Genomic DNA, 25,925 nt, shown 5'->3' with positions numbered 1-25,925 from the left:
GACGGGTTCTTTCGAGATGACGGGCGTAGTACCGGACGTCAACCGCCTCGGGATCAATCCCCGAGGCTTGTCAGTGAAACGTCACAACGTGGCGTTCGACCGACGCGGCGACGACGGCGCGCGGCTCGTCTCCGATCGCGGGGGGCGCGCCGGGTCGATCGCCCGCGATTGGAAACTCGGCCCCGTCGGCGACCTCTCGTTCGCGCCGTCGATCACGCTGCGCCCGAACGGGCCGGTCGAAATGCGGGTCCGGCGACGCTGAGCGGTCGCGACGCATCGCCGAGCAGAACGAGCGGGGAGAAACGCGGCGGCCGGAGAGGGGAGGACCCACGAGTCACGCACCGAACGCGGGCGGCGTCACGTCCGTCTCCCAAGCGCCGTCCACGTACCGGTGCACGGCGTCGAACAGCGTCGCGAGTGTCGCGAGCGTCTGCCGATCGTGGGCGGCCGGGTCGGCGCGAACGGCGGTAGTGACGTCGAAGGCGGCCGCTCGGCGCGTTACGAGGTCCGTGAAGCGGAAGGTGCGCTCAAGGCCCGCCGAGACCACGAGCGGCGTCAGCGAGTCGAGCAGGAGCAGCGATTGGGACGATCCACGGCCGACCTCGCGGAGGTGTCGGTCGAGCGCGATGCCGAGCGCCGCCACGTCCGCCGGGTCCGCGACCGTTTCCACGGTGACGTCCGCGGCGGTCGGACGCGCGTCGTCGAGCGACGGTGGCGTCCCCGAACCGTCACCGAGCAGAACGACGACCGCCTTCGACGGGGACGTTCGGCGGTCGCGAAGCCACGCGCCGGCGCGCGTCGCGGCCGCCGGCGTCACCGCGGCGACGATTGCCGTCTCGATCGGCTCCGCCGAGAGTGAGGCGGGGTAGCCGGTCCCGGCCGGCGAGAGGAGAAGCGCGTTCGACGCCTCCCGGGACCCAGTCCGTCGGGTCACGGGTCTCGACACGTCACGGCGCGGGGGTCGTCACAACCGTCGCTGCGACCGGGATGTTCGCGCGTCGGCGGCCTCGTGGAACTGAACATGACCGGTAGCGACCACGAAGCGCGGTGCCTAAAGTGTTGTCTCCACCATGTACTTTGTACCAAGCATATGTACAGCCATAATATCCGAATATGTGTCTGGCGAAAAAATGACGAGAGGAGCATATGGGAGACGGGACGCGGAGCGGTCCGTTCGAGAAGCAGCACACCGACGAGGCCCTCGTGCGGTTCATCGAGGCCGAGGAGGTCGTGACGACGCGGGAGGTCGCCGACCGCTTCGACTATCACCTCCAGACGGCGCGACGGCGGCTCAACGCGCTCCACGACGGGGGCGTGATCGAGCGCAAGGACGTCGGCAAACGGTTCGTCTGGTGGGTCTCGGAGAGGTGAGGAGCGGGACGCCCGCGTCTTTACGGGGGCGGCACCGGTAGCGACGCGGTATGCCCGATTCGGCCGCCGACCTCGACGGCGCGGACGAGGTGGACGACGACAACCCGTACGTCACTGATCCCGATCTGGACTTCCGCGACGTCGAGGAGTTAGACGAGGACGAGGCGCGCGAGCAGGCGGCGTACCTCCGCGAAGCCGTGCGGTTCCACGACTATCGCTACTACGTCCTGAACGACCCCGTGATCGCCGATCGGGCCTACGACCGGCTGTTCGAGCGGCTGCGCGAGTTGGAGGCGGCCTTCGATCTGGAGCGGGAGGACTCGCCCACGCAGCGCGTCGGCGGCGAACCCGTCGAGGAGCTCGGAACCGTCGAGCACGTCGTTCCGATGCTCTCCATCGACTCCAGCGGCGACGCCGACGACGTCCGGGACTTCGATGCGCGCGTCCGGCGGGAGCTCGATGGCGCGGACGTCGCCTACGTCTGCGAACCGAAGTTCGACGGCCTCTCCGTCGAAGTCGTCTATGTCGACGGACGCTACGTCCGCGCGGCGACGCGCGGCGACGGCGTGACGGGCGAGGAGGTCACCGAGAACGTCCGCACGATCGAGTCGGTGCCACAACGCCTCCGGGGTGAGTACCCCGACGTCCTCGTCGTCCGCGGCGAGGTGTACATCCCGAAGGATGCCTTCCAGGCGTACAACCGCGAGCGCGTCGAGCGCGGCGACGACCCGTTCGCGAACCCGCGGAACGCCGCCGCCGGGACGCTCCGCCAGCTCGATCCCTCGGTGACGGCCGAGCGCCCGCTCGACTGCTTCTTCTACGACGTGTTGGCGGCGTGGGACACAGACAGCGGGAGTGGCGAGGCGGACGGCGAAAGTGGCGATGCGGGCGAGACGAGCGACGACGACACCGTCCGCGAGGCGTGGAACGGCGGCGACGCAGACGTGGACGCGCTGCTCGACGCGCTCGCGGCGCGCTCGTCGGCCTCCGCGGGCGGGATCAACGCCGGGATCGAGGGCCTCGACACGCACTGGCACGAGATCGAACGCTTCCCCGACTGGGGGTTGAAGACGAACGAGAAGGACGAGCGTGTCACGGACATCGAGGGAGCGATCGACTACCGAGACAGCCTCAAGGCGGAGCGCGAGGACCTGAACTACGAGATCGACGGCACGGTACTGAAGGTCGACGACCGCGCGCAGTGCGAGACGCTCGGGACGACGTCGCGGTACTACCGGTGGGCGTACGCCTACAAGTTCCCGGCACGGGCGGAGGTGACGACGATCACGGACATCGTCGTACAGGTCGGCCGGACGGGCCGACTCACCCCGGTCGCGCTCCTCGAACCCGTGGAGGTCGGCGGCGTCACGGTCTCGCGCGCCAGCCTCCACAATCCCGAGGAGATCGCCGAGTTAGGTGCGAACGTCGGCGACGACGTCCGGATCGAGCGCGCCGGCGACGTTATCCCGTACGTCGATGAGGTCGTCGAGAAAGGAAGCAAGGGAACGTTCGACTTCCCCGACGCCTGCCCGGTCTGTGGCAGCGACGTGGAGCGCGACGGCCCGATAGCGTTCTGTACTGGAGGGCTGGCCTGCAACGCCCAGCTCGTCCACGCGCTCGACTACTTCACGGACATCCTCGACATCGAGGGAGTCGGCGAGGCGGCCGCCGAGCAGCTCGTCGAGGAAGGCCTCGTCGCGGACGACGTCGCTGACCTCTTCGACATCGACGGGGAGACGCTGGCCGAGCTGGAGGGATGGGGCGAGACGAGTGCCGAGAACCTCGCTGAAGAGATGGAGGCCGCGCGCCACCCGCCGCTCGGCGACTTCCTCGCGGCCATCGGCATCCCGGAGGTCGGCCCGACCGTCGCCGCCGATCTGGCCTCCCACTTCGGCGACCTCGACGCGTTCCTCGACGCGAGCGCGGACGACTACGAGGCGGTCGAGGGCGTCGGCCCGACCGTCGCTAGGCACATCGCGGAGTTTCGGGGGAACGAGCGCAACCGCCGCGTCATCGAGCGCTTGCGTGACGAGTCACGCCTCGGCGAGCCCGAAGCACCGGCGGGGGAACATGCGGGCGACGAACTCGCCGGCGAGACGTACGTCTTCACGGGGAGCATAGAGGGGTGGACGCGCGACGAGCTCCAGGCCCTCGTGGAGCGCCACGGCGCGAACGCCACGTCGTCGGTCTCGTCGAACACGGACTATCTCGTCGTCGGGTCGAATCCGGGGGTGAACAAGCGCGAGGATGCCGCCGAACACGACGTCGACGAACTCGACGCCGACGACTTCTTCGCGATGCTGACCGAGCGCGGCATCGACGTCGAGTCGGGCCGATAAGTGCTTTAATGCGTCTGCGGCCCCTAGGGAGGCCAAATGGTACTCGACGACCTCGGGAGCTCCCTCAGGGGCACGCTCGACTCGCTCCGCGGGAAGTCCCGTATCGATGAGGAAGACGTCGAGGAGGTCGTCAAGGAGATCCAGCGCTCCTTGCTGCAGGCCGACGTCGACGTCTCGCTCGTGATGGACCTCTCGGACTCCATCAAGGAGCGCGCCTTAGAGGAGGAGCCGCCGGGCGGCACGACGGCACGCGATCACGTCCTGCGCATCGTCTACGAGGAGCTTGTCGGGCTCGTCGGCGAGTCGACCGAGCTCCCCCTCGAGGAGCAGACGATCATGCTCGCCGGCCTCCAGGGGTCGGGGAAGACGACGACCGCGGCGAAGATGGCGTGGTGGTTCTCGAAGAAGGGGCTCCGGCCCGCGGTCATCCAGACCGACACCTTCCGGCCGGGCGCGTACGAGCAGGCCAAGCAGATGTGCGAGCGCGCGGAGGTCGATTTCTACGGCGACCCCGACGAGGACGATCCCGTCAAGATCGCCCGCGACGGCCTCGAGGCAACCGCGGACGCGGACGTCCGCATCGTCGACACCGCGGGCCGCCACGCCCTCGAGGACGACCTCATCGACGAGATCGAGGAGATCGAGACGACGGTCCAGCCGGATCGCTCGCTGCTCGTCCTCGACGCCGCGATCGGGCAGGGCGCAAAGGACCAAGCCCAGCAGTTCGAGGACTCCGTCGGGATTTCCGGTGTCGTCATCACGAAACTCGACGGGACCGCGAAGGGTGGTGGCGCGCTGACGGCGGTCAACGAGACCGACTCGACCATCGCCTTCCTCGGCTCCGGTGAGACGGTCCAGGACATCGAGCGCTTCGAGCCCGACAGCTTCATCTCCCGACTGCTGGGGATGGGCGACCTCGAACAGCTCACCGAGCGCGTCGAGCGCGCGATGGAGGAGACCCAGGCCGAAGAAGCGGAGGACTGGGACCCCGAGGACATGCTCGAAGGGGAGTTCACCCTCAAGGACATGCAGCGCCAGATGAGCGCGATGAGCAACATGGGGCCCCTCGATCAGGTGATGGACATGATCCCGGGGATGGGTGGCGGTCTCATGGATCAGCTCCCCGACGACGCGATGGACGTCACGCAGGACCGGATGCGGAACTTCGAGGTCGTCATGGACTCGATGACCGACGAGGAACTCGAGAGTCCGCGCTCGATCGGGGCCTCGCAGATCCGCCGGATCGCGAAGGGATCCGGGCAGGACGAGGAGACCATCCGCGACCTCTTGGAGCAGCACAAGATGATGGCGCGGACGATGAAGCAGTTCCAGGGGATGGGCGACGGCGACATGCAGCGGATGATGCAGAAGATGCAGGGCGGCGGTGGCGGTGGCGGCGGGATGGGCGGCATGGGGCCGTTCGGCGACTGAAAGTATAGGTTTTTCAGCCGGCCGATCGCACCTCGCGTGTGCGCCGACGCCTCCGATCGCTGGACGCCCTCGCGGCGACGGCGGCGATCTGGTTCCTCGCGAAGTTCCTCCGGTACGCGTTCCCGCCGCTCTTCCCGGCGCTGAGCGTACGATACGGCGTCACGGACGCGACGCTCGGGCTCGCCTTTACCGCGATGTTGCTCGTCTACGCGCTGTTGCAGTTCCCCGCGGGCGCGCTCGCTGACCGGATCGGGGCGACAACCGTCATCACCGCGGGCGCGGCCGTCGCCGGCGTCGCCGGGCTCGTGCTCGCGTTCGATATCCCCTTCGTCGTCCTCGTCGGCGCGATGGTCCTGGTCGGCATCGGTACCGGCGTCCACAAGACCGTCGCGGTCGGCCTGCTCTCGACGGTCTACACGGAGCGGACGGGCCGTGCGCTCGGCGTCCTCGACACCGCGGGGGCGCTCGCGGGCGTCGCCGCGCCCGCCGCCATCGCGTTCTGCCTCGCGAGCGGGCGCGTCACCTGGCACGCGGTCTTCCTCGCAGGGGGTCTCACCGGCCTCGGCCTCGCCGTCCTCGCCCACCGCTGGCTGGGCGCGCGCGAGCCCGAGCCGGACGGGACGAGCGACGAGCGCGTCTCGCTGCGCCGCTACGCCGCGCTGTTCCGCGAACCGGCGTTCGCCGGGTTCGTCCTCGTCACCGTCGGCTTCTCCTTCGCGTACAACGGGGTCGTCGCGTTCCTCCCGCGCTACCTCGAAACGACCGGGCTCACGCCAGCGACGGCGAGCGCCGTCTACGGCAGCCTGTTCGTCGTCAGCCTCGTCCAGACCGTCACGGGCGACCTCGCGGACCGCGTTGGGGCGCTTCGCGTGATCGTCGTCACGCTCGCGGTCGCGACCGTCGGGCTGCTGGCGCTCATCGCGGTCCCCGAGGGAGCCGGAATCACCGTCCTGGTCGGGACCGTCGTCGTCTTCGGACTCGGGAGCCACGGCTTCCGGCCGGTCCGAGGCGCGTACCTGATGGCCCTCCTCCCCGAGGACGTCTCCGGTGGCGGCCTCGGCGTCGTCCGCACGATCCTGATGGGGGCGGGGGCGCTCGCGCCGGGCGTCGTCGGCATCGTCTCCACGTACGCGGGGTTCACCATCGCGTTCAGCGTCCTCTGGGTGGCGCTGGCCGTCGCGGCCGTCGTCGCCGGGGTACTGCTCGTCACAGAAGCCTGAGCGACGTCCGGGACGCGACGGCCGGGCACGACAGTCGGGGCGCGACGGCCGGGGCACGACAGTCGGGGCGCGACGGCCGGGGCGCGACAGCCGGGGTATTTTACGGGCCGGCGCGCCAGATGCCACTATGAGCATCCGCGACGTCGCCGCCGAGGCCTATCGGGAGGCCGCGCCGGCGCTCGTCGCGAGCATGATCGGCGGGCTCTTCGCCGGCGTCGTCCTCAGCGGAATGCGCACCGAACTACGCCTCGTGCCCGGCCTGCTCGTCTGCGTCCCCGCGCTGCTCGCGACCCGCGGGAACGTCTACGGGTCGCTCGGCGCGCGCCTCGCCACCGGCCTCCATCAGGGGCTCATCGGCGCGGAGTTCGAAGCCGACGACCGCCTCGTTGCGGCGGGGGCGGCCGCGATGGCGAACGGCCTGCTCGCCTCGGCGTTCGCCGCGGTCCTCGCGTTCTGCGTCCTCCTCACGCTCGGGCGCGACGTCGCGGGCCTCGCCGTCCTCGTCGCAGTCGCGCTCGTCGCCGGCCTCCTCTCCGGGCTTGTCCTCACCGGTGCCGTCGTCGCCGTCGTGTTCGTCGGCTTCCGGCGGGGGTACAATCCGGACGCGCTCGTCGGCCCGCTCGTCACGACCATCGGCGACGTCTTCGGCCTCGCCTTCCTCGTCGTCGCCGTCGAACTCGTCCTCGGGGTGGCGTAGATGCCCGAGGAGTGGACCGTCTCGGCGATCACGCGCGCGACGCTCCCCGTGCTGCTGGCGCTGACGGCCGTCGAGATCGGGAGCGGGCTCGTCCTCGGGACGTTCGAGGCGACGCTCTACCGGCACCCGAGTCTCCTCGTGCTCGTCCCCGTCACGATCGGCACCGCGGGGAACCTCGGGAGCATCCTCGCCTCGCGGCTCTCCACCGCGATGCATCTCGGGACGCTCTCGTTCGCGCCGACCGACGACGACCTCGCGGGGAACGCGCTCGCCACCGTCACGCTCGCGCTCAGCGTCTTCCCCGTCGTCGGCGCGGGCGCGTGGGCTGCCACCGCCCTCACCGGGACCCCCGACCTCACGATCTGGACCGTCGTCGCCGTCTCGTTCGCCGCCGGCGCGGCGCTCGCGCTCCTCGCCGTCGGGATCACGGTCACCGCAACGTACGCCGCCTATCGGCTCCGACTTGACCCGGACGACGTCGTCATCCCCGTCGTCACGAACCTCTGCGACGTGCTCGGCGTCGTCGTCCTCTTCGCCGTCGTGCAGGTGCTCGTTTAGACGTCCTCGGCGTCCATGGCGTCCTCGATCGGCTCGCCCTCCGCTGTCTCCGGCGCGAGGTATGCGATGAACGCCGCAACCGTGGGTTCGTGCACTGTCACCTCGACGTGAATGTCACCAAGTTCCGCGGGGCTCCCCACGGAAAAGTTGACGACGCCGCGGAAGGCGGCCTGCTTCTTCAGGTCGAATTCGAATCCGTCCTCGTCGTGCCCGTCGAGGAACGTCCCGCGTGCGGTGTCGAGGATACGCTGCTCGAAGAGCGCCTCGCGGAACGCCTCCAGCTCGTGGGTCGTCGCGACGACCTCGTCGGGGCCGACCTCGATCTCGGCGGTCGGGAAGAGCGTCTCGACGGCGCGCGCGACCCGGTCCGGAACCTCCGTGGGTTGGACCGGCGCGCGGATCTCGACGTCGACGCTGTAAACAGTGCTCATGCGCCCGCCTCCCGGAGGAGTTCGCGCACGCGATCGTGGAACGCCTCCAGCGTACCCGTGTTCTCGATCGTAACGTCCGCGTCGTCCATCGCAGCGTCCATGCCAAAGCCGCGCTCGCGTTCGTCGCGCTCGCGAAGGCTCTCGCCACCCTCGTCCTTCGTCGCGTCGCGCCCGCGTACGCCCAAGCGTTCGCGGCGTAGCTCGAACGGCGCGTGGACCGCGACGAGCAGGAAGTCGTCGCCAAACGCCTCTTCGAAGCGCTCGACTTCGGCGTCCGAGCGGATGCCGTCGACGAGCACGACGTCGTTGTCGGCGAGCGCGTCCTCGATGATGGGGAGCGAGCGCTCGGCGATCGCGTCGACGCCCCCCTCCTCACGGAGCGTGCGCGCGACCTCGCCGTGGTGCGTCGACGGGTCGAGCCCGCGGTCCTCGCACGCCGCGCGGATGACGTCGCCCATCGTCACCACGGGGACGTCGAGTTCCTCCGCGACCGCCGCCGCCTCACTCTTCCCGCTCCCGGGGAGGCCGACGATACCGATAACAGTCATGGAGGGGAATAGCCCCGACGCGCGTTTAAAGCCAAGCATCCGCGCGGCTCAGCCGAGACCAAGCCAACCCAGCAGATCGAAGCCGATGCCGGTGGCCTCGACGATCCGATAGCCGATGTAGATGCCGACGATGCCGACGATCCCCGGGAGCGACGGCGGCGCGGGGAGCGGGACGCGGAAACCGGCGAAGACGAGACCGGTCACGACGCCGACGAGTAGGGCGGCGACGACGAGTGTCGTGTTCATGCGCGACGGCACGGGCAGCGCAGTAAAAAGGACGCCGAAGAACGGCACGCGGTCGGGGCGGGAAGCAGAGCAGTGGAGCGGAGACGGAGCGGAAAGCGTACTCGCGCGGAGCGCGAGTTTCACCGGTCGCCTCCGGCGACCGGGAAGTTTTGGCGTAGCTTTTGCGAGGAGAGGGTCGCCTCCGGCGACCCCGACGAAGTAAGAAGGTACGCGGGCACGGAGGGATTCGAACCACGGTCGGACGTGCTCACTCCGTTGCGCGCGACCTCACTGCTCCGAATCCCATGTGCCGTTTCGTCACTCGCGGTGCTCGTGACAGAAACGGGCACGGAGGGATTCGAACCCCCGCGCTTCTGGTTAGAAGCCAGACGCTCTGTCCGAACTGAGCTACGTGCCCCACCGTCCCCTATCGCGGTGAGGGCAAAAGACGTTCGGGACGCGACTCACAGGAGCTCGGCGACGGTCTCGAAGTTCCCGCGGCAGAACGGACAGCGGTAGGTGGTGCGGATGCCGTCGGGGCGGGGGACGGTTCGGGCTCGGATCTCGTCTCGCTCGATACCGCGGTCACAGTCCGGGCAGGCGAGGGGCGGCATGTGTTATATATTAACACACAAGGTCTTAAATCGTTCGCCCGGCTCGGTCGCGAATCGCGCTGGCGAACAGTCTTAACGCCGGCTGCTAGACGTGTGTGCATGGAGAGTGAGACGACCGAGCGGGTGACGGACGAACTCGTCCGCGTGTACCGCCGGTATCTCGGCGAACCGGAGCGCCTGGCGGACGTCTACGTCGGGTTCGGGCTGTTCTTCGCGGGCGTGACGCTCGGCGTCATCGGCGCGGTAGTGTTCGGCTGGTCCTCGACGATCGCGGCGAGCGTCTACTTCCACTGGCAACTACGTGAGGTCGCGGGCGCGCTCGCGCTCGTCGGCCTCCCGACGTTCCTCCTCAGCATCCCCGTGTTGCTCCCGGTCGACCGCCGGGCGATGTACGCGGCCGGACTCGGCTCCCTCGTCTGCCTCGTCGGCGTCGGCGTCTTCGTCGCGAGCTACCCGCAGCACTGGAACGTCCAAGGAACGGCCGATTACAGCACGACCGGCGTCCTCGTCTACTCCGTCGGCCTCGTCGTGCTCGTCGGGGCGGGCGGTGCGGGTCTCGTCACCGATCGCATCGAGCGCGCGCGTCAGTCGGGGAGCACCGCGGCCGGCGGCGGTGGGAGCGGCGACGGCAGTATCGGCGGCGGTGCAGCGAGCGCCGAAGGCGACGAGACGGTCAGCGACGAGGCGGTCGAACGCGACATCGAGGAGGCGATGTCGTCCTCCGAACTCTCGTGGGGCGGCGTCGAGAAGACGAGCACGACGCGGCTGAACCTGAGCAGCGGCACCGAGGACGAGGAGGTCGAGCGCTCGAACCTCACGCCGGACAACGCGAACGTCTCGCGCAGTTCGGGCGCGGACGATCAGGTCGCGGCCCTCCAGAAGCTCCGCGGGAACGAGGAGCCCGCGGAGGAGACGGGCGAAGGGGCGGACGACCAGGTGGCCGCACTCCAAGAGCTGCGGAAGAAACAGCAGGCGGAGGAGGTCGCAACCGCGGACGACGGCGTCGTCGACCGCGTCAGGTCGCTGTTCGGGCGCTGAGACCGGCGACTACACCCGAGCCCGGCGCAGCCATACTTTTAAGTCGAGCGATTTCGACCATCAACCATGGCGAAAGGTCTCGACGTCGGCACGATGAACCTCATTTCCGCGCGACAGGAAGGCGCGGAGACGGTGTTCGTCCAACAGCGCAACTCGTTCGTCGAACTCGATTACAGCGACATGGCGGACCAGATGCTCTCGCGCAGCGACGTCCTCCACATCAAGAAGGGCGATAAGGTGTACGTCGTCGGGGACGACGCCCTCAACTTCGCGAACATCTTCAACCGCGAGACGCGACGGCCGATGAAGGCGGGCATCCTCTCCTCCGATGAGAAGTCCGCCATCCCGATGATCAAGCTCATCCTCCAACAGGTCGTCGACGAACCCCAACACCCCGGCGAGCGCCTCTTCTTCTCGACGCCCGCCGACCCCATCGACTCCGATCTCTCGACGCTCTACCATCAGAAGACCCTCGAATCCATCCTCTCCGACATGGGGTACGACCCCGAGCCGATCAACGAGGGGATGGCGGTCATCTACAGCGAGCTCGCCGAGAACGACTTCACCGGCCTCGGCATCAGCTTCGGCGCGGGGATGACGAACGTCTGTCTCTCCTACTACGCCGTGCCCGTCATGCGCTTCTCCATCGCCCGCGGTGGCGACTGGATCGACGAGCAGGCCGCGCGCGCCACCGGCACGCCCGTCGATAAGGTCACCTCGACGAAGGAGGACGACTTCCACCTCGACTTCACGAGCGACGTCGGCGGCATCGAGGGTGCGCTTGGCATCTACTACGAGAACCTCCTCGACTACGTCGTCGAGAACGTCGTGGAAGAAGTCGACGAGGAGGACGTCGAGGAGGGCCTCGACGTTCCCGTCGTCGTCACCGGCGGCACCGCGAGCCCCGACGGCTTCGAGGGCCTCTTCCGCGAACGCCTCCGCGAGGCCGACATCCCCTTCTCCGTCAGCGGCGTGCGACGCGCCCGCGAACCCCTGTACAGCGTCGCACGCGGTGCACTCGTCGCCGCCCGCTCCGAGGAGGGCGAACGCGAGACCGAGGAGGCCGAGGCGAACGCCACCGAGGAATAGCTAACCGCTACCCGTCGTCACCGTCATCGTTCCCGCCGCGCTGGTAGCGCCGCAGTATCGACGCCCACGACTCTTCGTCGACCCGCTCGGCCGGGGAGTGATCAGCCGGGACGTCCGCGTACCCACAATCCTCGCAGGCGACCGCTCGCGCGTCCCCCAAGACAAACGTGTCGAGGTCGCCGCCACAGCGCGGGCACGCCGATCGATCCACGGGGGCGTCGGCCATCTCAGCGGTAGTGTTTGAACAGGATCGCGCGCACGTCGTCGCGGGTCCGCGCGTGCTCGTTCGACCCGTCCGGCAGCGTCACGACGTATTTCCCGTCGCTCGACTCGGTTTCCGCCCATTTGTCGTCGTGCTCCTCCAGCAGTTCCATCATCTGCCGGAGCGGACTCCCGCTACCCGATGGCGACGGCGCGGGATCGGTGGTGGTCGTGGTGGTGCCCGCGTCGCCGCCGGTCGTCCCCGTCTCGGCGTCGGCGGTCGCCGTGTCGTTGGTGCCGTCATCCGTCGTCGCCGTATCCGCACTCGGCGTCTCCGTATCCGCACTCGATGTCTCCGCATCCACATCCGCACCCGACATCTCCGCATTCGCGCCTTCGCCTCCCGTTTCCTCGACGTCCTGCTCCTCGCCAGCCATAGTCGTTTCGTCGGTCACCGAGACGTCGGCCGGCGCGGGCTCGTCGGTACGGACGGTTTTCGCGCCGGTCGTCGCGTCCGACATCGCCGCCGCGGCGTCATCGGCCGAGGGCAATGATTCCCCACTCTCGTTCGGGGTTGTCCCCGTAGAGTCAGCCGCCGTCGAGTCAGTCCCGTCGTCGCTATCGGTCGTCGCTCGTGCGTCCGGAACGAGGTCGTCGGCCGGTCGCGTCGCCTCATGGCGATCGATGAGGTACTGAAGCGCGTCGCGTGGCCGCATCGCTCCATACCCTTCCAGACACTCGTCGGCCAGCGCCTCGCGTAGCTCCTCGAGATACTCGGCTTGCGAGGCCCCGATGTCGAGTTCCGGCATACCCGCACGGGGGCGGCGCGACTCCAAATAACTAGGCGTCACCGGACGACGACGCGCGTCAGGCGGAACCGTCCGACGCCTCGAAGCCATCCTCGAAGACGAACGTCCCGTTCTCCTGTACGACCTCGCCGTCGACTTCGATGCGCGACTCCTCGCTCATGTCGACGATCATGTCGACGTGGACGGCCGACTCGTTCGGCTCTCGATCGTCGGGGACGCACTCGTCGTAGGCCATCCCGACGGCGAGGTGGACGGTATCGCCCATCTTCTCGTCGAAGAGCATGTTGTAGGTGAACCGGTCGATGTCGCGGTTCATCCCGATGCCGAGCTCGCCGAGGTAGCGCGCGCCGGGGTCGGTGTCGAGGACGTCGCCGAGGACGTCCGCGTTCCGGTCGGCGTCGTAGTCGACGACCTGCCCGTCCTCGAACTCCAGAGAGGCGTTCTCGATCTCGTGGCTCTGGTGGTAGAGCGGGAGATCGAAGCGCACGGTGCCCTCGACGCTGTCGGGGACCGGTGCGGTGAACACCTCGCCACCGGGGAGGTTGTGCTCGCCGTGGTCGTTGAGCGTCGTCATCCCCGCGACGCTCATCGTGAGGTCCGTCTCGTCACCGGAGACGATGCGGACCTCCTCTGCGGGGTCGAGGATCTCGACCATCTGCTGTTGGTGCTCGCGCTGGGCGTCCCAGTCCTTATCGACGGCGTTCCAGACGAAGTCCTCGTAGGCCGCCGTACTCATGTCGGCGAGCTGTGCGTTCGCGGGCGTCGGATACTGCGTGAGACACCAGCGCGTCGAGAGGAGTTCGGAGCGGGCGGGGGCGTACGCACGCTGGTAGGCGGCCTGCGTCTCGCCGTCGACGTCGCGCATCTCCGTGACGTTCTCGTCGCCGCGCACGCGGATCGCGGCGTCCGTCTGCTCATAGAGCGCGGTGAGATGGTCGGGTTCGTCGAGGCCGTCCTCATCGACGGCGCGGAGATAGGCGCGCTCGGCGCCCGGGCTCCCGAAGCGGCCGTTATAGCTCATGATCGGGTGCGCGCCGCGCTCGGCGAGCAGTTCGTAGACGGCGACGGCGAAGTCCTCGGCGGCGGGCGGTGCGGTGACAACGACGCGGTCGCCCGCCTCGATGTCGGTAGAGTGCTCGACGACGATCTCGGCGTGGCGGCGGACGCGCGGATCCATGTGCGATGAGACGGCGAGGGACGCCAAACCGCTTGCGGAGGGACCGAGTTTTGGGCAGCGAGCAACGGGATGATATCTGAACGAGACGGATCGCGAGCAGATCGACCTCCGCAGCGACCGGTGACGATGTCGAAGCGTTCGTCGAGCGCTGCGCCGACGTCGGGGTGCTCGGCGGCGCGATGGGCGCGAACATCGTTCGCTTCTGTGCGCACCTCGACGTCGATCGGGCCGGCACTCGAACGGGTGGCGCGCGTCGTCTAGCGCTCGTGCTGGCCCTCGCGGAAGCTCAGCAGCGTCCGGCGGATGAGGAGATAACAGAAGAAGAAGAACCCGAGGACGAGCACGAGGAGGCCGTAGAACGCCGGGTCCGCTGGCAGGCCGAACATACGTGAGGTGTGTGCCGCCGGCGGCAAAGCGGTTTCGCCGCGTGGGGGTGAGTGAAAGACGCGTTTGAGCCTGGGTGAGGCCCTTTGTGACCACCGACGAAGGTGGTGTACGGACGCGGCGCGTGTCGCGTCCGCCCGCTAGTTTCGGCCCTCCACCCGGAACGACTCCAAGAGGTCCCCCTCGCGGTTGCGAATCTCGCCCGCGAGGCCACCCGTGTCGGGCGTGAGCACCGCGTGCGACGCGGGGTTTCCCCGCGGTTCCGCGTGACTCCCCGGATTCAACAGCGTACAGTATTCCGTCTCGGTGACGGCCGGACGGTGCGTATGCCCGGAGACGACGAGGTCGGCACCGCGTTCGCGCCCGAACATGGCGAGCCCGGTCGGCCCGCCGCGGCGAGTATGGGTGAGCGCGACGCGAACGCCCGCGAGGTCGACGGTCCGAGCCTCGGGGAGGCGCTCGCGGACCGCGTCGGTATCGCTGTTTCCGTGGACGGCGTGGAGTCGCGCGGCGGCGTCGTGGAAGTCGTCGAGCGCCGCTTCGGTCGTGAAGTCGCCCGCGTGGAGCACGGCGTCAGCGCGTTCGACGGCGTCGCGGGCCGCGCCCGCGAGTTCGTGGCCGGCGTGGCTGTGCGTGTCGCTGAGGACGGCGAACATACCGCGGATTGGGACGGCGGCGACAAAGGTGCGGCGACGGCGCGGGGGTGGGAAGAGCGGACGAGCGAGGTAGGGGTGAGTGAGCGAGGTGGGAAGAGCGGACGAGCGAGGTAGGGGTGAGTGAGCGAGGTGGGAAGAGCGGACGAGAAGATGGGACAGTGGATGCCTTTAGGTGGCGGCCGGCCGTTTTGGTCGCCAATGGCGAGTTCGAAGCGAGTCGTGGTCGCGGCCGGCGTCGCGAACGGTGCCATCGCGATCATGAAGTTCCTCGGCTTTCTGCTGACCGGGAGCCCGGCCATGCTCTCGGAGACGTACCACTCGATCTCCGATACGGGCAATCAGGTCTTCTTGCTCATCGGCCTCCGGTACAGCGGTCGGGAGGCCGACCGCACGCACCCCTTCGGCTACGGGAAGGCACAGTTCTTTTACAGTTTCCTCGTGAGCGTCCTCCTCTTCGGCATCGCGGGCTGGATGTCGCTCACGCACGGCTACGAGGCGATCGTCCACGGCCACGCGGGCGGGCTCCACGGACAGGTCGAATTACTCGGCGCGAGCTTTCGAGCCGTGTACGTCAACTACGCCGTGCTCGGCGGCGCGTTCTGCTTCGAGGGCTACGCGCTCGTCACCGCCTATCAGGGAATGCGGGCCGACATGGAGGAGCACGGCTGGACCGGCTTCGTCGAGGCGTTCAAGAAGACGAGCAACATCACGACGCTCACCGCGTTCACGGAGGACACCGTCGCGGTCTGTGGCATCGTCCTCGCGTTCGTCGGCGTCCTCCTCACCGACGTCACCGGGAATCCGCTGTGGGACGGCCTCGCCGCGCTCTGTATCGGCCTCCTCTTGATGGGGTTCGCGCTCGCGCTCGCGTGGGAGAACAAGCGCCTCCTGCTCGGCGAATCGCTCCCGAAGAGCGAGGAGGACGAACTCCGCGAGACGGTCGCGAGCTGGGAGGGCGTCACGGGCATCGTCGACTTTCGCACCGTCTACTTCGGTCCGAACCACATCCTCGTCGCCACCGACGTCGCCTTCGACCGGTCGCTCGACACCGGTGACGTGGACGCACACATCACCGCCATCGAGGACGCGCTCATCGAGCACAACCCGAGCGTCAAGAAGGTCTACATCGAGCCCGAGACGGCGACGAGCACGGGCGGGCGGTAAGCGCGGAAACCCTTAACCGAACGAGCGACCAACTACCGACGACAATGGCGGCCACCGACGCGGACCCGGAGCAGTCGTACATCGAGCATCCGCTGCTCGCCGAGGGGTTCCTCGAGGACCGCCGCTACCAGACCGAGCTCGTCGAGACCGCCCTCGACGATCACACGCTCGTCTGTCTCCCGACCGGGCTCGGGAAGACGACCGTGAGCCTCCGCGTCACCGCCGAACGCCTCCGGGATGACGTCGGCGCGAAGAGCCTCCTCCTCGCACCGACGAAACCGCTCGTCGAGCAGCACGCGACGTTCTATCGGGAGGCCCTCCAGATCCCGGACGATGAGATCGTCGTCTTCACTGGCGATGTCCGACCGGATGACCGCGCGGAGCTGTGGAGCTCGGGGCGCGTCGTCATCGCGACGCCGCAAGTCGTCGAGAACGATCTCGTCGGCGGGCGGATCGACCTCCGCGACGTCGTCCACGCCACCTTCGACGAATGTCACCGCGCGAGCGGCGACTACGCGTACGTCTACATCGCCGAGCGCTACCACGCTGACGCCGCCGACCCGCTCGTGACGGGAATGAGTGCCTCGCCAGGTGGCGACGAGGAGGAGATCCTCACCGTCTGTGCGAACCTCGGCGTCCGCGATGTCGCCGTGATGACGGAGGACGACGCCGACGTCGCCGACTACACCCACGACACCGAGGTCGAGTGGGAGCGCATCGACCTCCCCGAGGAGGTCCTGGAGATCCGCGACTCGCTGAACGACGTCATCACCGAACGCCTGGAGGCGCTGAAGGAGCTCGGCGTCACGCGCTCGACGCAGCCCGACATGTCGCAAAAGGATCTCAATCGGATGCGGGGGAAGCTCCGCGAGCTCATCGACAACGACCAATCGGAGGGGTACGAGGGGATGAGCCTCCACGCGGAGGTGATGAAGCTCCGGCGCGCCGTCGAGTTGGTCGAGACCCAGAGCGTCGAGTCGGTCCGACGCTACTTCGAGCGCCAGCAGAACGCCGCGCGCTCCTCGGGAGCCTCGAAGGCGAGCCAGCGTCTCGTGAGCGAGCCGCGGGTGAAGGAGGCGATCCGGCGCGCCGAATCGTTCGACGGGCTCCACCCGAAGTTCCGGCGCGTCCGGATGCTGCTCGCCGAGACGCTCGGCATCGAGGGGGGCGAGCGCGTCATCGTCTTCACGGAGTCGCGCGACACCGCCGAGGCGCTCACCGAGTTCCTCGGGAACCACTTCGACGCGCGGCGCTTCGTCGGGCAGGGCGACAAGGAGGGCAGCGACGGGATGACGCAGACGGAGCAAGGCGAGGTGCTGGACGCGTTCAAGGCCGGCGCGTTCGAGGTGCTCGTCTCGACGAGCGTCGCCGAGGAGGGCCTCGACGTCCCCGAGGTCGATCTCGTCTGCTTCTTCGAACCCGTCCCGACGGCGATCCGCTCGGTGCAGCGCAAGGGCCGAACGGGCCGACAGGCAGAGGGCCGCGTCGTCGTGCTGATGGCTGAGGACACCCGCGACGAGGCGTTCTTCTGGATCTCGCGTCGCCGCGAGCAAGAGATGGAAGAGGAACTTCGGAGCCTCCAGTCGCTCGCGGACGGCTTCGCCGACGAACTCGACGGGCAGGGAACGCTCGACGAGTACGCGGACGGCGACGCGCCCGTGTCGGGGACGGCGGGCGGGGCGAGCGGCGAAGGGACGGACAGTGAAGAGACGGACGCGAGCGGCGATGGGTACGCTGGTGCTGCGGGCGGACAGGTCGGACTCACGGATTTCGACGACGGCTCGGCGGACGACGAGAGCGACGACGCGACGGCGGGCGACGAGTCGGCCGGTTCGGAGGGCACCGTCGCGCGCGCCGATCCGCCCACGGAAGACGAGCACGTCGAGGTCGTCGTCGACCAGCGCGAGCTCGAATCGACGATCGCGCGCGACCTCTCGAAGCGCGGGCACGTCGAAACGCGCCTGGAGACACTGGCGGTCGGCGACTACGTCGTCTCGGATCGCGTCGCGCTCGAACGCAAGAGCGTCGCGGACTTCCTCGACACCCTGCTGGGCGGCGAGCGCGACCTCTTCGAGCAGGCGCGCGACCTCGTGCGCCACTACGACCGCCCCGTGCTCCTCCTGGAGGGCGGCGATCTCTACGGCGAGCGCAACGTCCATCCGAACGCCATCCGCGGGGCGCTCGCATCGCTCGCCGTCGACTACGGGATCAGCGTCCTCCGAACCGAGGACGAGGACGATACCGCGGACATGCTCGACGTGCTCGCGGGGCGCGAACAGCTCACCCGCGATCGGGAGGTGTCCGTCCACGGCGAGAAAGGGGCGAAAACGCTCGTCGAACAACAGGAGTACGTCGTCTCGTCGATCGCGGACGTCGGCCCGGTGACGGCACGCGCGCTCCTCGCCCACTTCGGGAGCGTCGAGGCCGTCATGACCGCGGGCGAGGAGACGCTCATGGAGGCCGACGGGGTCGGTGAGGTGACGGCCGAGCGCGTCCGCGAGGTCGTCGGAAGCGACTACCAGCCCTGACGGAGCGAGAGGCGAGCGCCGAAACGCGAGGACGTGGGAGGACGACCGCTCAGGGGACGACTGTCACAGGGACGCGCTCGGCATCCATCACGGTCTCCGTCGCGCTCCCGAGAATGGCGCGTTCGACCGCACCGGAACCGTGATGGCCCATCACGACGTGGTCGTACCCTTCCTCCTCGACGAGCGTCAGGACGTCCTCTCCGATGCGGTTCGACGGCCGGAAGTTGAGGCTGATGTCCGTGCGGACGGCCGGTTCGTCGTCGACATCGTGGGCGTCGAGGACGTCGCGGGCGCGGCGGAGGATCTCCTCCGTGGCCTCGTCGCGCGAGTCCGTGATGTGGACGACGTGGAGCGTCGCGTCGTAGTTGGTCGCCATCTCCGCGGCGAATTCGACGGCGCGGAAGCTGCAATCGGAGCCATCGACGGGGACGAGTATCTTCACATTCACGTCTCGCCGCCCGAGGTGTTAAAGCTTCAGCGGAGCGTGTCGAGCGCCGCGGCGGCCTCACGGGCGGCTTCGGCGAGCTCGCGCGCGCTCCGCGGATCGTCGGCGGCCGCGGCGCGCTCGGCGAGACGGGCCACGCTGCGCGAGAGCGCCGCGCGAGCGGCCGGCGTATCGGCCGTCGGGGCGTTCGGGTCTCCGCCGGCGTCCGGAGCGCGTTCGCCAGCGGCCAGTGCGCCCGCTTCGCGGGTCGACGCGTCGGTCGTACCGGTGTTCGCGTCGGTTGATGCGGCCGATCCCGTGTCGACAGCGGCGGCCGCGTTCGTCGGTTCAGCGGGTTCGGCGCGGACGTCGTGTGCGTGCGACTCGGGCGACTCGGCGTCCACGTCGGCGACGTTCGTCACGGACGTCGTCGGGGCACCGGTCGACGGGCCTGAGTCGTCGGCACCATGGGCGTCCGCACTACGGGCGTCGGCGGTCTTTGCCGCATCAGCGGCGTCCGCACTCGCGTCGGCGGTTCCCGTGTTCGCAGCGGCGGCGTCGGGTTCGCCCTCCGCCTGACAGGTCGGGCAGAACTCCCGGCCCTCGTAACGGAACAGGGGGTTCCCGCACCGATCGCAGTGCTCGTTCGTCATCGTTGCACCCTGGAGGAGCAGTTCGCTCATCCGACTGGTCCGTTCGCGGTCCTCGGCGTCCTTCGCGTACTTCTCGCGGAGCTCGCGCTTCTGTGCCTCCCGGTCGAACCCCTCGGGGTCGTCGCCGTCGCTCATACCCGTCCGGAGGGGGCGCGCGCCGAAAAGGGTGGTGACGCGACGGGCGACGTCGTGCCCGGTGGCGGTACGCTTAACGGACTCCTCCGCATCCGGTGCATGTGTCATGACGAAAGTGAGCATCGTCGGTGCGGCGGGGACGGTCGGCGCGGCGGCGGGCTATAACCTCGCGCTACGGGACGTCGTGGACGAGCTGGTGTTCGTCGATATCCCCGATCAGGAGGACGTCACGGTCGGGCAGGCGGCGGACGCGAACCACGGGATCGCGTACGACTCGAACACGGTGGTATCCCAAGGCGACTACGCTGACACCGCCGGATCGGACGTCGTCGTCATCACCGCGGGGATCCCGCGCGAACCCGGCCAGTCGCGCCTCGACCTCGCCGGCGACAACGCACCGATTATGGCGGATATCGGCGACTCGCTCGCCGAATACACCGACGACTTCGTCACGGTCACGACCTCCAACCCGGTCGACCTGCTCAATCGCCACCTCTACGAGACGGGCGAGCGCGAGCGCTCGAAGGTCATCGGCTTCGGCGGCCGCCTCGACTCCGCACGCTTTCGCTACGTGCTCAGCGAGCGCTTCGATACCCCCGTGCAGAACGTCGAGGCGACGATCCTCGGCGAACACGGCGACGCGCAGGTGCCGGTGTTCTCGAAGGTCCACGTCGACGGGCGTGACCCGCGGTTCAGCGACGACCAGAAGGGGGCCATCCTCGACGAACTCCAGCGCTCCGCGATGGACGTCATCGAACGCAAGGGCGCGACCCAGTGGGGACCGGCGACCGGCGTCGCACACACCGTCGAGGCCATCGTCCGCGACACCGGCGAGGTGCTCCCCGCGAGCGTCGTCTTGGACGGCGAGTTCGGCCACAGCGACACCGCGCTCGGCGTCCCCGTGAAACTCGGCTCCGACGGCGTCGAGGAGATTGTCGAATGGGACCTCACCGAGTACGAGCGCGACCAGTTCGGCGAGGCGGCCGAAAAGCTCTCCGAGCAGTACGCGGACCTCGTGTGAAGTGCCGCGGGGACAAGCCCCGCGGCTTCACCGTCTTGACCGCACGTCCCAAAACGGGCCGTGCTGTCGCAGGCGAATTTAATTCCCCTCGACCTTCCCGAGATGGGTCGGCTGGAATTCACACCCGAACGCCCGGTGCGTCCGTGAGGGTCGGCGGCTCCACCCCGCCCGACAACACCCGTCTCACCTGCTGTCGCAGGGTGTTGAGAGGTGTCGCATTCCCTCGCAACTGCCGGCAGTTGCTTCAGATTAAGGTCTTTAACCCACGTCGCAACTGTATCCGTCGATACGGTGGATTGCCTAATAAGCGTACGGCCTTTACCCTCGGAGTCAAGCCCCGAGGCACTCGGCCTGCTCCGCCTGTAGACATCAGCGCCGACGTCAGGGTCAGCGTTAGACGACCTGGTCGCCGTCGTCATCGTAGACGCTGATCGCGTCGACGGGACACGCGCGCGCCGCGAACTTCGCATCGAGTTCGGCGTCCACGGGAACGTCGCGGACGTAGACGTCCTCTGTGTCTTCCTCGCCATCGATAAGGATCGCTTTACCGCTGTCGCGATCCTCCTCGAAGCCGTCCTCCCACTCCACGACGCACTGGTACATCCCGATGCAGGCGTCCCGGTCGAACTCGACGCGCATACCTGGGGGATGGCGCGGCGCGCGTTTAGCGCTGGTGGTGCGGCGGGCTCACCCCCGCGTCGTGAGACGGAACCGCTGCACGAACGCTTGCGGGGCCGCGACGACAGTTTAAACCCGAACGGGATCCTACCTCATATAATGAAAGTCACGGAGCTGACGGGGCTCCCCGACGGCGTCCCGGAGCACCTCGAAAGCGAGGGGATCGAGGAGCTCTACCCGCCACAGGCCGAGGCCGTTGAGCGCGGCGTCACCGAGGGCGAGAGCCTCGTCGCGAGCGTCCCGACGGCGAGCGGGAAGACGCTGATCGCCGAACTGGCGATGCTGGCGGCGATCGAGCGCGGCGAGAAGGCACTCTACATCGTGCCGCTGCGCGCGCTTGCGGGCGAGAAGGCGAGCGCGTTCGAGCGCTTCGAAGCGTTCGGCCTCTCCGTCGGCGTCTCGACCGGGAACTACGAGAGCGACGGCGAGCGTCTCGCGAACAACGACGTCATCGTCGCGACCTCCGAGAAGGTGGACTCGCTCGTGCGCAACGGCGCGGCGTGGGTGGATCAGTTGGGCTGTGTCGTCGCGGACGAAGTGCATCTCGTCGACGACGCCCACCGCGGTCCCACGCTCGAAGTGACGCTCGCGAAACTGCGCGCACGCGTGTCCGACCTCCAGACGGTCGCCCTCTCCGCGACCGTCGGAAACGCGGACGAGCTCGCCGCGTGGCTCGACGCCGAACTCGTCGATTCGGACTGGCGACCGATCGAGTTGCGCACCGGCGTCCACTACGGGCAGGCGCTCCACCTCGACGACGGGACCACCCGAGAGCTTCCCGTCGAGCGTGGGGAGAGCCAGACGGCCGCAATCGTCCGCGATACGCTCCACGACGACGGCTCGACGCTCGTCTTCGTCAACTCCCGGCGGAACGCCGAGGGCGCGGCCAAACGCCTCGCGAGCGTCGTGTCGAAACAGCTCACGGACGACCAGCGCGTCGAACTCGCGGAGGTCGCAGAAGAGATCCGTGCGGTCAGCGACACCGAAACCTCGGAGACGCTCGCGAGCGCCGTCGAGCGCGGCGCGGCGTTCCACCACGCGGGGCTGGCGAAGGAACACCGCGAGCTCGTCGAGGACGCCTTCCGCGACCGGCTCGTCAGAACGGTCTGTGCGACGCCGACGCTCGCCGCCGGCGTCAACACGCCCGCACGACGCGTCGTTGTCCGCGACTGGCAGCGTTACGACGGCGACACCGGCGGGATGCAGCCGCTCGACGTTCTCGAAGTACACCAGATGTTCGGACGTGCCGGCCGGCCGGGTCTCGACCCGTACGGCGAGGCGGTGTTGGTGACCGATGACCACGACGGACTCGAAGGACTCTTCGAGAAGTACATCTACGCCGACCCGGAGCCCGTCCGATCGAAGCTCGCCGCCGAACCCGCGCTCCGGACGCATGTGCTGGCGACCGTCGCGACCGGATTCGCGACGACGCGCGAGGAGCTCCTCGACTTCCTCGATGGGACGCTCTACGCCGAGCAGACGGACGAGGCCGGGCGGCTCGCGGCCGTGACCGACGACGTGCTCGCGTATCTCGACGCCAACGGGTTCGTGGAGCGAGACGACGGCCTCCGAGCGACCGAGACCGGGCACCTCGTCTCGCGGCTCTACGTCGATCCGATGAGCGCCGCGGAGATGATCCACGGCCTCCGCGAGGCCGACGCGGAGACCACGCCGCTGGGCTTCTACCACCTCGTCTCGCGGACGCCCGACATGTACGAACTCTACCTCCGCTCGGGCGACCGGGAGAAATACACGGAGCTCCTCTACGAACGCGAGGCCGAGATCCCCGGCTCGACGCCCTCGGAGTTCTCCGAGGGGGAGTTCGAGGACTGGCTCTCCGCGTTGAAGACGGCGACGCTCATGGAGGACTGGACGGAGGAACTCGACGAGGAGCGCATCGCCGAACGCTACGGCGTCGGGCCGGGCGACATCCGGGGGAAGACCGAGACCGCGGAGTGGCTCCTCGGCGCGGCCGAGCGCCTCGCGGGCGAGCTCGACCTCGACTGCGTGCGTGCCGTCCGGGATGCCCGCAAGCGCGTCGATTACGGCGTCCGCGAGGAACTCCTCGACCTCGCCGGAGTGCGCGGCGTTGGGCGCAAGCGGGCCCGCCGGCTCTACCGGGCGGGCGTCGAGGACCGCAGCGAACTACGGAACGCCGACAAATCGACCGTTCTCGGCGCGCTCCGCGGTCGTCGCAAGACTGCCGAATCCGTCCTCGCGGCCGCCGGCCACCCCAACCCCGAGATGGACGGCGTGACTGGCGACCCGGACGCCGCCCCCGACAAAGGGGGCGACGACGGCGGAGCGAGCGGCGGGGACGAACGGGGACAGGCGAGCCTCGGTGATTTTGAGTGAGAGTCGTCGAGGGCGTGGCCGACGTCGACGACGTCGAGGCGTTCGTCGCGACGCTCGGTGACGTCGGTGACGCGAACGGCTGCACGGTACAGGCGTTCGACGCGCGATACGTCGCCGGTCGCGACCACCTCGCGAGCGCGCTCACCCACGCGAACCGGGCGTTCGAGCGCGGCGAGAACGTCGCACGCGAACGGGCGGTCGAAGTGCTGTTGTACGCGGCGGGCCGCCGACAGATCCGCCGCGCGCTGACGATGGGCGTCGAGACGGGCGAGACGCCGGTCGTCGTGCTCGTCGCCGCCAAAGACGGGATCACCGATCCGGACGCAACAGAGGAAGCGACCGCGAACGCCGTCGCCGAACACCTCGGACCGGGCGGCGGGTTCGACGCACGCGACGAGTCGGTGCTTCGCGACTTCTTCGAGATCGGCGACGCGGAACTTAGGGCGACCGACGCGTCGCTCGGAGACCTCGTCCACGAGCGAGTGGCGCTCCTCGACGTCGAGAAGTAACCGTAAAGAAGGAGACGTGACCACCTCGCGTCCACGCGGGCGAAACGGCGAAGCCGTGAGTAGACGCGATTCCGGACCCGAGAACGCGCGCAGTAAGAACGGGGGAGCCACTACGTTCTTCCGGTCGGCGTCGATAGCGATAGGTATGGCAGATCCGAACGAACACGCGTCCGAGCGCAAGCACGAGCGCGCCGAACACGTCGAGAACATCATCGAGGAGACCGTCAACGGCCTTGAGTACCCGACGAACCCGAGCGAGATGAAGGCGGCGTACAGCGACCGCGTGAACGAACTGCCGAACGAGACGGAGACGCTCGGGGACGTCTTCGATCGGCTCGCACCGGACGAGTACGACACGCCCCAAGACGCCCGCGAGGCGGTCCTCGGCGAGCTAACGGGCGAGGCCGGCGTCGAGGGCGGCGACAAGAACGAGTATAACCCGGAGCGCGAACTCGACGCGATGGACGACGAAGAGCGGGCGGAGTCACCGTAGAGTGGGTAGTCCTCACCCCGTCGCCGTCCAGCGGGTTCCACTCGAAACATCGCCCGCGTCCGGCATACGGGTGTCAGACGACGACATTCAGTCAGAGAAACCGTCGCACGGCTGAGAGTAGAGGCGTACGGCAGTTGAGCAACGAAACAAGAGATGTGGATAGTTCCACCAGGATTCGAACCTGGGTCGAAGCCCCCAGAAGGCTTCAGGATTGGCCGCTACCCCATGGAACTACGCGTCGTTCGTCGCATCACAGCGTAGCCGGGCGACGAATATGAGTCTTGCGGAGCGCGATGACGAGAGATGTGGCAACGATCCGAGACGCGTCGTGCATGACCAGAGACCGGGCTAGTTATGAATACATCGCCACCTATTTGGCCGTGATGTGCGCACGTTCGCGCGTATGTACGTCGGACGTTTCGTCGTCGTCGGCCCCGGACTCGGGGCGTATCGCGTCTCCTCCCGATCGTTCCCGAATCGACAGGTCACCGCGCGCGAGGACGCGCTCACCGTCGGCCCGACACCGGACGCCCCGAAAACGGATAATCCGTACATCGCGTATAACTGCATCCGCACTGCCGGAGCAGACGACGATCTCGCCGTCCTCGGAAACGGCTCACATGTCGATCCCATCGCAGAAAAGCTAGACCTCGGTTATCCGCCGCGTGACGCCCTCGTCACCGCGCTGTTCGCCCTCGACTACGAGAAGGACGACTACGACACGCCGCGGATCGCCGGCGTCGTCAGTGACGACGAAGCCTACATCGGAACTGTCCGCTCCGACGCTCTCCGCGTCGAACGCGTCACCGAGTCGACGCTCGTCGCGACGTACGAGAAGGCCGACCCCGAACCATACCCGCTGTCGGCGGCCACCGCCGACGAAGCCGCACGCGAAGTATACGATGCCAACTTCGAGCACACTGTCTGCGCAGCAGCCGCCGAAGTGGACGCCGACGGCATCACTACTGCGTATCACAACGGCTGATCGATTGAGCAGTCGATCGAAGACGAATTGATGGACTGCTCACGATCTTTTTCGGATAGCTGATAACAGAAGTCGCTATTGGGTCGCACATGAGCCTCCGAATTCCGGACTCAACGAACCATCTGGAGAGGGCAGTCGCTCTCCGGAGAATGAATGTGGGGGCGTCCGATTTGGACGCCAACTATGAATAGC

Annotated in this window: 29 protein-coding genes and 2 tRNA genes; 16 read left to right on the top strand and 15 right to left on the bottom strand. The window is 68.2% G+C overall.

The genetic code is table 11. The features are described from left to right. Positions 1 to 73: 73 nt before the first annotated feature. A complete protein-coding gene (locus ABDZ36_RS04275; RefSeq protein WP_211312931.1) occupies positions 74 to 262 on the top strand; it encodes a hypothetical protein in 189 nt (62 codons plus the stop codon). A gap of 72 nt (positions 263 to 334) precedes the next feature. On the opposite strand, the gene ABDZ36_RS04270 is transcribed toward ABDZ36_RS04275, so the two are convergent. Continuing rightward, positions 335 to 934 carry a DUF7504 family protein gene (locus ABDZ36_RS04270; protein ID WP_211312930.1) on the bottom strand — a complete coding sequence of 200 codons (600 nt, stop codon included), beginning with the start codon at positions 932 to 934 and terminating at the stop codon, positions 335 to 337. A gap of 212 nt (positions 935 to 1,146) precedes the next feature. Between ABDZ36_RS04270 and ABDZ36_RS04265 the strand changes: the two genes are divergently transcribed. The 6 genes from ABDZ36_RS04265 to ABDZ36_RS04240 all read left to right on the top strand — a co-directional run bounded on the left by ABDZ36_RS04265 (position 1,147) and on the right by ABDZ36_RS04240 (position 7,616). Further along, complete coding sequence (locus ABDZ36_RS04265; RefSeq protein WP_211312929.1) at positions 1,147 to 1,371, top strand: DeoR family transcriptional regulator; 225 nt, start codon at positions 1,147 to 1,149, stop codon at positions 1,369 to 1,371. Between the two features lie 50 nt (positions 1,372 to 1,421). After that, positions 1,422 to 3,710, top strand: a complete 2,289-nt coding sequence (gene ligA, locus ABDZ36_RS04260; RefSeq protein ID WP_211312928.1) for an NAD-dependent DNA ligase LigA — start codon at positions 1,422 to 1,424, stop codon at positions 3,708 to 3,710. Positions 3,711 to 3,746: 36 nt separating this feature from the next. Continuing rightward, on the top strand, positions 3,747 to 5,141 hold the full coding sequence (locus tag ABDZ36_RS04255; RefSeq protein ID WP_211312927.1) for a signal recognition particle protein Srp54: 1,395 nt from the start codon (positions 3,747 to 3,749) through the stop codon (positions 5,139 to 5,141). Positions 5,142 to 5,179: 38 nt separating this feature from the next. Continuing rightward, positions 5,180 to 6,361 carry an MFS transporter gene (locus ABDZ36_RS04250; RefSeq protein ID WP_211312926.1) on the top strand — a complete coding sequence of 394 codons (1,182 nt, stop codon included), beginning with the start codon at positions 5,180 to 5,182 and terminating at the stop codon, positions 6,359 to 6,361. A gap of 127 nt (positions 6,362 to 6,488) precedes the next feature. After that, positions 6,489 to 7,058, top strand: coding sequence for a magnesium transporter (locus tag ABDZ36_RS04245; RefSeq protein WP_211312925.1), 570 nt, complete (start codon positions 6,489 to 6,491; stop codon positions 7,056 to 7,058). Further along, positions 7,059 to 7,616 (top strand): magnesium transporter, encoded by a 558-nt coding sequence (locus ABDZ36_RS04240; protein ID WP_211312924.1) that lies wholly within the window; start codon positions 7,059 to 7,061, stop codon positions 7,614 to 7,616. Here the strand turns inward: ABDZ36_RS04240 and ABDZ36_RS04235 are convergent. The 5 genes from ABDZ36_RS04235 to ABDZ36_RS04215 all read right to left on the bottom strand — a co-directional run bounded on the left by ABDZ36_RS04235 (position 7,613) and on the right by ABDZ36_RS04215 (position 9,434). After that, positions 7,613 to 8,047 (bottom strand): RNA-binding domain-containing protein, encoded by a 435-nt coding sequence (locus ABDZ36_RS04235; protein WP_211312923.1) that lies wholly within the window; start codon positions 8,045 to 8,047, stop codon positions 7,613 to 7,615. The two genes, ABDZ36_RS04240 and ABDZ36_RS04235, sit on opposite strands and share 4 nt — an antisense overlap. Then, positions 8,044 to 8,595: an AAA family ATPase gene (locus ABDZ36_RS04230; RefSeq protein WP_211312922.1), complete on the bottom strand. Its 552-nt coding sequence runs from the start codon at positions 8,593 to 8,595 to the stop codon at positions 8,044 to 8,046. Before ABDZ36_RS04230 ends, ABDZ36_RS04235 begins: the two co-directional genes overlap by 4 nt. Before the next feature lie 48 nt (positions 8,596 to 8,643). Continuing rightward, positions 8,644 to 8,841 (bottom strand): XapX domain-containing protein, encoded by a 198-nt coding sequence (locus ABDZ36_RS04225; RefSeq protein WP_211312921.1) that lies wholly within the window; start codon positions 8,839 to 8,841, stop codon positions 8,644 to 8,646. 322 nt (positions 8,842 to 9,163) lie between these two features. Next, positions 9,164 to 9,238: transfer RNA gene (locus ABDZ36_RS04220), tRNA-Arg, on the bottom strand. A gap of 46 nt (positions 9,239 to 9,284) precedes the next feature. Further along, entirely contained in the window at positions 9,285 to 9,434 is a 150-nt protein-coding gene (locus tag ABDZ36_RS04215) for a hypothetical protein (protein WP_211312920.1), read from the bottom strand. A gap of 99 nt (positions 9,435 to 9,533) precedes the next feature. Here ABDZ36_RS04215 and ABDZ36_RS04210 point away from each other — a divergent pair, with 99 nt between their 5' ends. Then, positions 9,534 to 10,472 carry a cell division protein CdpA domain-containing protein gene (locus ABDZ36_RS04210; protein ID WP_211312919.1) on the top strand — a complete coding sequence of 313 codons (939 nt, stop codon included), beginning with the start codon at positions 9,534 to 9,536 and terminating at the stop codon, positions 10,470 to 10,472. 66 nt (positions 10,473 to 10,538) lie between these two features. Further along, positions 10,539 to 11,561 carry a disk-shape morphogenesis protein volactin gene (locus ABDZ36_RS04205; RefSeq protein ID WP_211312918.1) on the top strand — a complete coding sequence of 341 codons (1,023 nt, stop codon included), beginning with the start codon at positions 10,539 to 10,541 and terminating at the stop codon, positions 11,559 to 11,561. 7 nt (positions 11,562 to 11,568) lie between these two features. Here the strand turns inward: ABDZ36_RS04205 and ABDZ36_RS04200 are convergent, their stop codons facing one another. The 5 genes from ABDZ36_RS04200 to ABDZ36_RS04180 all read right to left on the bottom strand — a co-directional run bounded on the left by ABDZ36_RS04200 (position 11,569) and on the right by ABDZ36_RS04180 (position 14,788). Then, a complete protein-coding gene (locus tag ABDZ36_RS04200; RefSeq protein WP_211312917.1) occupies positions 11,569 to 11,787 on the bottom strand; it encodes a hypothetical protein in 219 nt (72 codons plus the stop codon). Between the two features lies 1 nt (position 11,788). Beyond that, a complete protein-coding gene (locus tag ABDZ36_RS04195) occupies positions 11,789 to 12,571 on the bottom strand; it encodes a hypothetical protein (RefSeq protein ID WP_211312916.1) in 783 nt (260 codons plus the stop codon). A 58-nt stretch (positions 12,572 to 12,629) separates the two neighbouring features. After that, on the bottom strand, positions 12,630 to 13,748 hold the full coding sequence (locus ABDZ36_RS04190) for an aminopeptidase (RefSeq protein ID WP_211312915.1): 1,119 nt from the start codon (positions 13,746 to 13,748) through the stop codon (positions 12,630 to 12,632). A 257-nt stretch (positions 13,749 to 14,005) separates the two neighbouring features. After that, on the bottom strand, positions 14,006 to 14,134 hold the full coding sequence (locus ABDZ36_RS04185; protein ID WP_343749216.1) for a DUF7859 family protein: 129 nt from the start codon (positions 14,132 to 14,134) through the stop codon (positions 14,006 to 14,008). Positions 14,135 to 14,272: 138 nt separating this feature from the next. After that, positions 14,273 to 14,788 carry a metallophosphoesterase gene (locus ABDZ36_RS04180; RefSeq protein ID WP_211312914.1) on the bottom strand — a complete coding sequence of 172 codons (516 nt, stop codon included), beginning with the start codon at positions 14,786 to 14,788 and terminating at the stop codon, positions 14,273 to 14,275. A gap of 198 nt (positions 14,789 to 14,986) precedes the next feature. On the opposite strand from ABDZ36_RS04180, the gene ABDZ36_RS04175 reads away from it, so the two are divergent. Both ABDZ36_RS04175 and ABDZ36_RS04170 read left to right on the top strand, forming a co-directional pair. Continuing rightward, a complete protein-coding gene (locus ABDZ36_RS04175) occupies positions 14,987 to 15,952 on the top strand; it encodes a cation diffusion facilitator family transporter (protein WP_211312913.1) in 966 nt (321 codons plus the stop codon). 44 nt (positions 15,953 to 15,996) lie between these two features. Continuing rightward, positions 15,997 to 18,480, top strand: coding sequence for a DEAD/DEAH box helicase (locus ABDZ36_RS04170; RefSeq protein ID WP_211312912.1), 2,484 nt, complete (start codon positions 15,997 to 15,999; stop codon positions 18,478 to 18,480). Positions 18,481 to 18,529: 49 nt separating this feature from the next. Here the strand turns inward: ABDZ36_RS04170 and ABDZ36_RS04165 are convergent, their stop codons facing one another. Both ABDZ36_RS04165 and ABDZ36_RS04160 read right to left on the bottom strand, forming a co-directional pair. After that, the gene (locus tag ABDZ36_RS04165) at positions 18,530 to 18,922 is read right to left on the bottom strand and encodes a universal stress protein (RefSeq protein WP_211312911.1); all 393 of its coding nucleotides are present in this window, start codon (positions 18,920 to 18,922) and stop codon (positions 18,530 to 18,532) included. A 32-nt stretch (positions 18,923 to 18,954) separates the two neighbouring features. After that, positions 18,955 to 19,692, bottom strand: a complete 738-nt coding sequence (locus ABDZ36_RS04160; protein ID WP_211312910.1) for an Sjogren's syndrome/scleroderma autoantigen 1 family protein — start codon at positions 19,690 to 19,692, stop codon at positions 18,955 to 18,957. A 106-nt stretch (positions 19,693 to 19,798) separates the two neighbouring features. On the opposite strand from ABDZ36_RS04160, the gene mdh reads away from it, so the two are divergent. After that, positions 19,799 to 20,713: a malate dehydrogenase gene (mdh, locus tag ABDZ36_RS04155; RefSeq protein WP_211312909.1), complete on the top strand. Its 915-nt coding sequence runs from the start codon at positions 19,799 to 19,801 to the stop codon at positions 20,711 to 20,713. A gap of 393 nt (positions 20,714 to 21,106) precedes the next feature. On the opposite strand, the gene ABDZ36_RS04150 is transcribed toward mdh, so the two are convergent. Beyond that, positions 21,107 to 21,352, bottom strand: coding sequence for a ferredoxin (locus ABDZ36_RS04150; protein ID WP_211312908.1), 246 nt, complete (start codon positions 21,350 to 21,352; stop codon positions 21,107 to 21,109). A 138-nt stretch (positions 21,353 to 21,490) separates the two neighbouring features. Here ABDZ36_RS04150 and ABDZ36_RS04145 point away from each other — a divergent pair, with 138 nt between their 5' ends. From ABDZ36_RS04145 to ABDZ36_RS04135, 3 genes are all read left to right on the top strand, one after another. Next, entirely contained in the window at positions 21,491 to 23,746 is a 2,256-nt protein-coding gene (locus ABDZ36_RS04145) for an ATP-dependent DNA helicase (protein ID WP_211312907.1), read from the top strand. Then, complete coding sequence (gene cgi121, locus ABDZ36_RS04140; protein ID WP_211312906.1) at positions 23,743 to 24,255, top strand: KEOPS complex subunit Cgi121; 513 nt, start codon at positions 23,743 to 23,745, stop codon at positions 24,253 to 24,255. Before ABDZ36_RS04145 ends, cgi121 begins: the two co-directional genes overlap by 4 nt. Positions 24,256 to 24,400: 145 nt before the next feature. Further along, complete coding sequence (locus ABDZ36_RS04135) at positions 24,401 to 24,748, top strand: DUF5789 family protein (RefSeq protein WP_211312905.1); 348 nt, start codon at positions 24,401 to 24,403, stop codon at positions 24,746 to 24,748. 160 nt (positions 24,749 to 24,908) lie between these two features. On the opposite strand, the gene ABDZ36_RS04130 is transcribed toward ABDZ36_RS04135, so the two are convergent. After that, positions 24,909 to 24,981: transfer RNA gene (locus ABDZ36_RS04130), tRNA-Gln, on the bottom strand. A gap of 170 nt (positions 24,982 to 25,151) precedes the next feature. On the opposite strand from ABDZ36_RS04130, the gene ABDZ36_RS04125 reads away from it, so the two are divergent. Next, the gene (locus tag ABDZ36_RS04125) at positions 25,152 to 25,733 is read left to right on the top strand and encodes an IMP cyclohydrolase (protein ID WP_211312904.1); all 582 of its coding nucleotides are present in this window, start codon (positions 25,152 to 25,154) and stop codon (positions 25,731 to 25,733) included. Positions 25,734 to 25,925 lie beyond the last annotated feature (192 nt).

It is taken from the genome of Halarchaeum salinum (assembly GCF_039520965.1).
In the GTDB taxonomy this organism is placed as follows: Archaea; Halobacteriota; Halobacteria; order Halobacteriales; family Halobacteriaceae; genus Halarchaeum; species Halarchaeum salinum.
The sequence above is the reverse complement of the archived record's forward strand: the minus strand, read 5'-3'. Positions and strand labels throughout refer to the sequence as shown.

Bases quoted from the DNA above. Each gene is read 5' to 3' on its own strand.
- ABDZ36_RS04255 (WP_211312927.1), top strand. From the start codon at position 3,747: ATGGTACTCGACGACCTCGGGAGCTCCCTCAGGGGCACGCTCGACTCG.
- ABDZ36_RS04135 (WP_211312905.1), top strand. From the start codon at position 24,401: ATGGCAGATCCGAACGAACACGCGTCCGAGCGCAAGCACGAGCGCGCC.
- ABDZ36_RS04210 (WP_211312919.1), top strand. From the start codon at position 9,534: ATGGAGAGTGAGACGACCGAGCGGGTGACGGACGAACTCGTCCGCGTG.
- ABDZ36_RS04185 (WP_343749216.1), bottom strand. From the start codon at position 14,134: ATGTTCGGCCTGCCAGCGGACCCGGCGTTCTACGGCCTCCTCGTGCTC.
- mdh (WP_211312909.1), top strand. From the start codon at position 19,799: ATGACGAAAGTGAGCATCGTCGGTGCGGCGGGGACGGTCGGCGCGGCG.
- ligA (WP_211312928.1), top strand. From the start codon at position 1,422: ATGCCCGATTCGGCCGCCGACCTCGACGGCGCGGACGAGGTGGACGAC.
- ABDZ36_RS04215 (WP_211312920.1), bottom strand. From the start codon at position 9,434: ATGCCGCCCCTCGCCTGCCCGGACTGTGACCGCGGTATCGAGCGAGAC.
- ABDZ36_RS04180 (WP_211312914.1), bottom strand. From the start codon at position 14,788: ATGTTCGCCGTCCTCAGCGACACGCACAGCCACGCCGGCCACGAACTC.
- ABDZ36_RS04195 (WP_211312916.1), bottom strand. From the start codon at position 12,571: ATGCCGGAACTCGACATCGGGGCCTCGCAAGCCGAGTATCTCGAGGAG.
- ABDZ36_RS04265 (WP_211312929.1), top strand. From the start codon at position 1,147: ATGGGAGACGGGACGCGGAGCGGTCCGTTCGAGAAGCAGCACACCGAC.
- ABDZ36_RS04225 (WP_211312921.1), bottom strand. From the start codon at position 8,841: ATGAACACGACACTCGTCGTCGCCGCCCTACTCGTCGGCGTCGTGACC.
- ABDZ36_RS04200 (WP_211312917.1), bottom strand. From the start codon at position 11,787: ATGGCCGACGCCCCCGTGGATCGATCGGCGTGCCCGCGCTGTGGCGGC.
- ABDZ36_RS04240 (WP_211312924.1), top strand. From the start codon at position 7,059: ATGCCCGAGGAGTGGACCGTCTCGGCGATCACGCGCGCGACGCTCCCC.
- ABDZ36_RS04160 (WP_211312910.1), bottom strand. From the start codon at position 19,692: ATGAGCGACGGCGACGACCCCGAGGGGTTCGACCGGGAGGCACAGAAG.
- ABDZ36_RS04170 (WP_211312912.1), top strand. From the start codon at position 15,997: ATGGCGGCCACCGACGCGGACCCGGAGCAGTCGTACATCGAGCATCCG.
- ABDZ36_RS04125 (WP_211312904.1), top strand. From the start codon at position 25,152: ATGTACGTCGGACGTTTCGTCGTCGTCGGCCCCGGACTCGGGGCGTAT.
- ABDZ36_RS04175 (WP_211312913.1), top strand. From the start codon at position 14,987: ATGGCGAGTTCGAAGCGAGTCGTGGTCGCGGCCGGCGTCGCGAACGGT.
- ABDZ36_RS04190 (WP_211312915.1), bottom strand. From the start codon at position 13,748: ATGGATCCGCGCGTCCGCCGCCACGCCGAGATCGTCGTCGAGCACTCT.
- ABDZ36_RS04235 (WP_211312923.1), bottom strand. From the start codon at position 8,047: ATGAGCACTGTTTACAGCGTCGACGTCGAGATCCGCGCGCCGGTCCAA.
- ABDZ36_RS04145 (WP_211312907.1), top strand. From the start codon at position 21,491: ATGAAAGTCACGGAGCTGACGGGGCTCCCCGACGGCGTCCCGGAGCAC.
- ABDZ36_RS04245 (WP_211312925.1), top strand. From the start codon at position 6,489: ATGAGCATCCGCGACGTCGCCGCCGAGGCCTATCGGGAGGCCGCGCCG.
- ABDZ36_RS04150 (WP_211312908.1), bottom strand. From the start codon at position 21,352: ATGCGCGTCGAGTTCGACCGGGACGCCTGCATCGGGATGTACCAGTGC.
- ABDZ36_RS04205 (WP_211312918.1), top strand. From the start codon at position 10,539: ATGGCGAAAGGTCTCGACGTCGGCACGATGAACCTCATTTCCGCGCGA.
- ABDZ36_RS04230 (WP_211312922.1), bottom strand. From the start codon at position 8,595: ATGACTGTTATCGGTATCGTCGGCCTCCCCGGGAGCGGGAAGAGTGAG.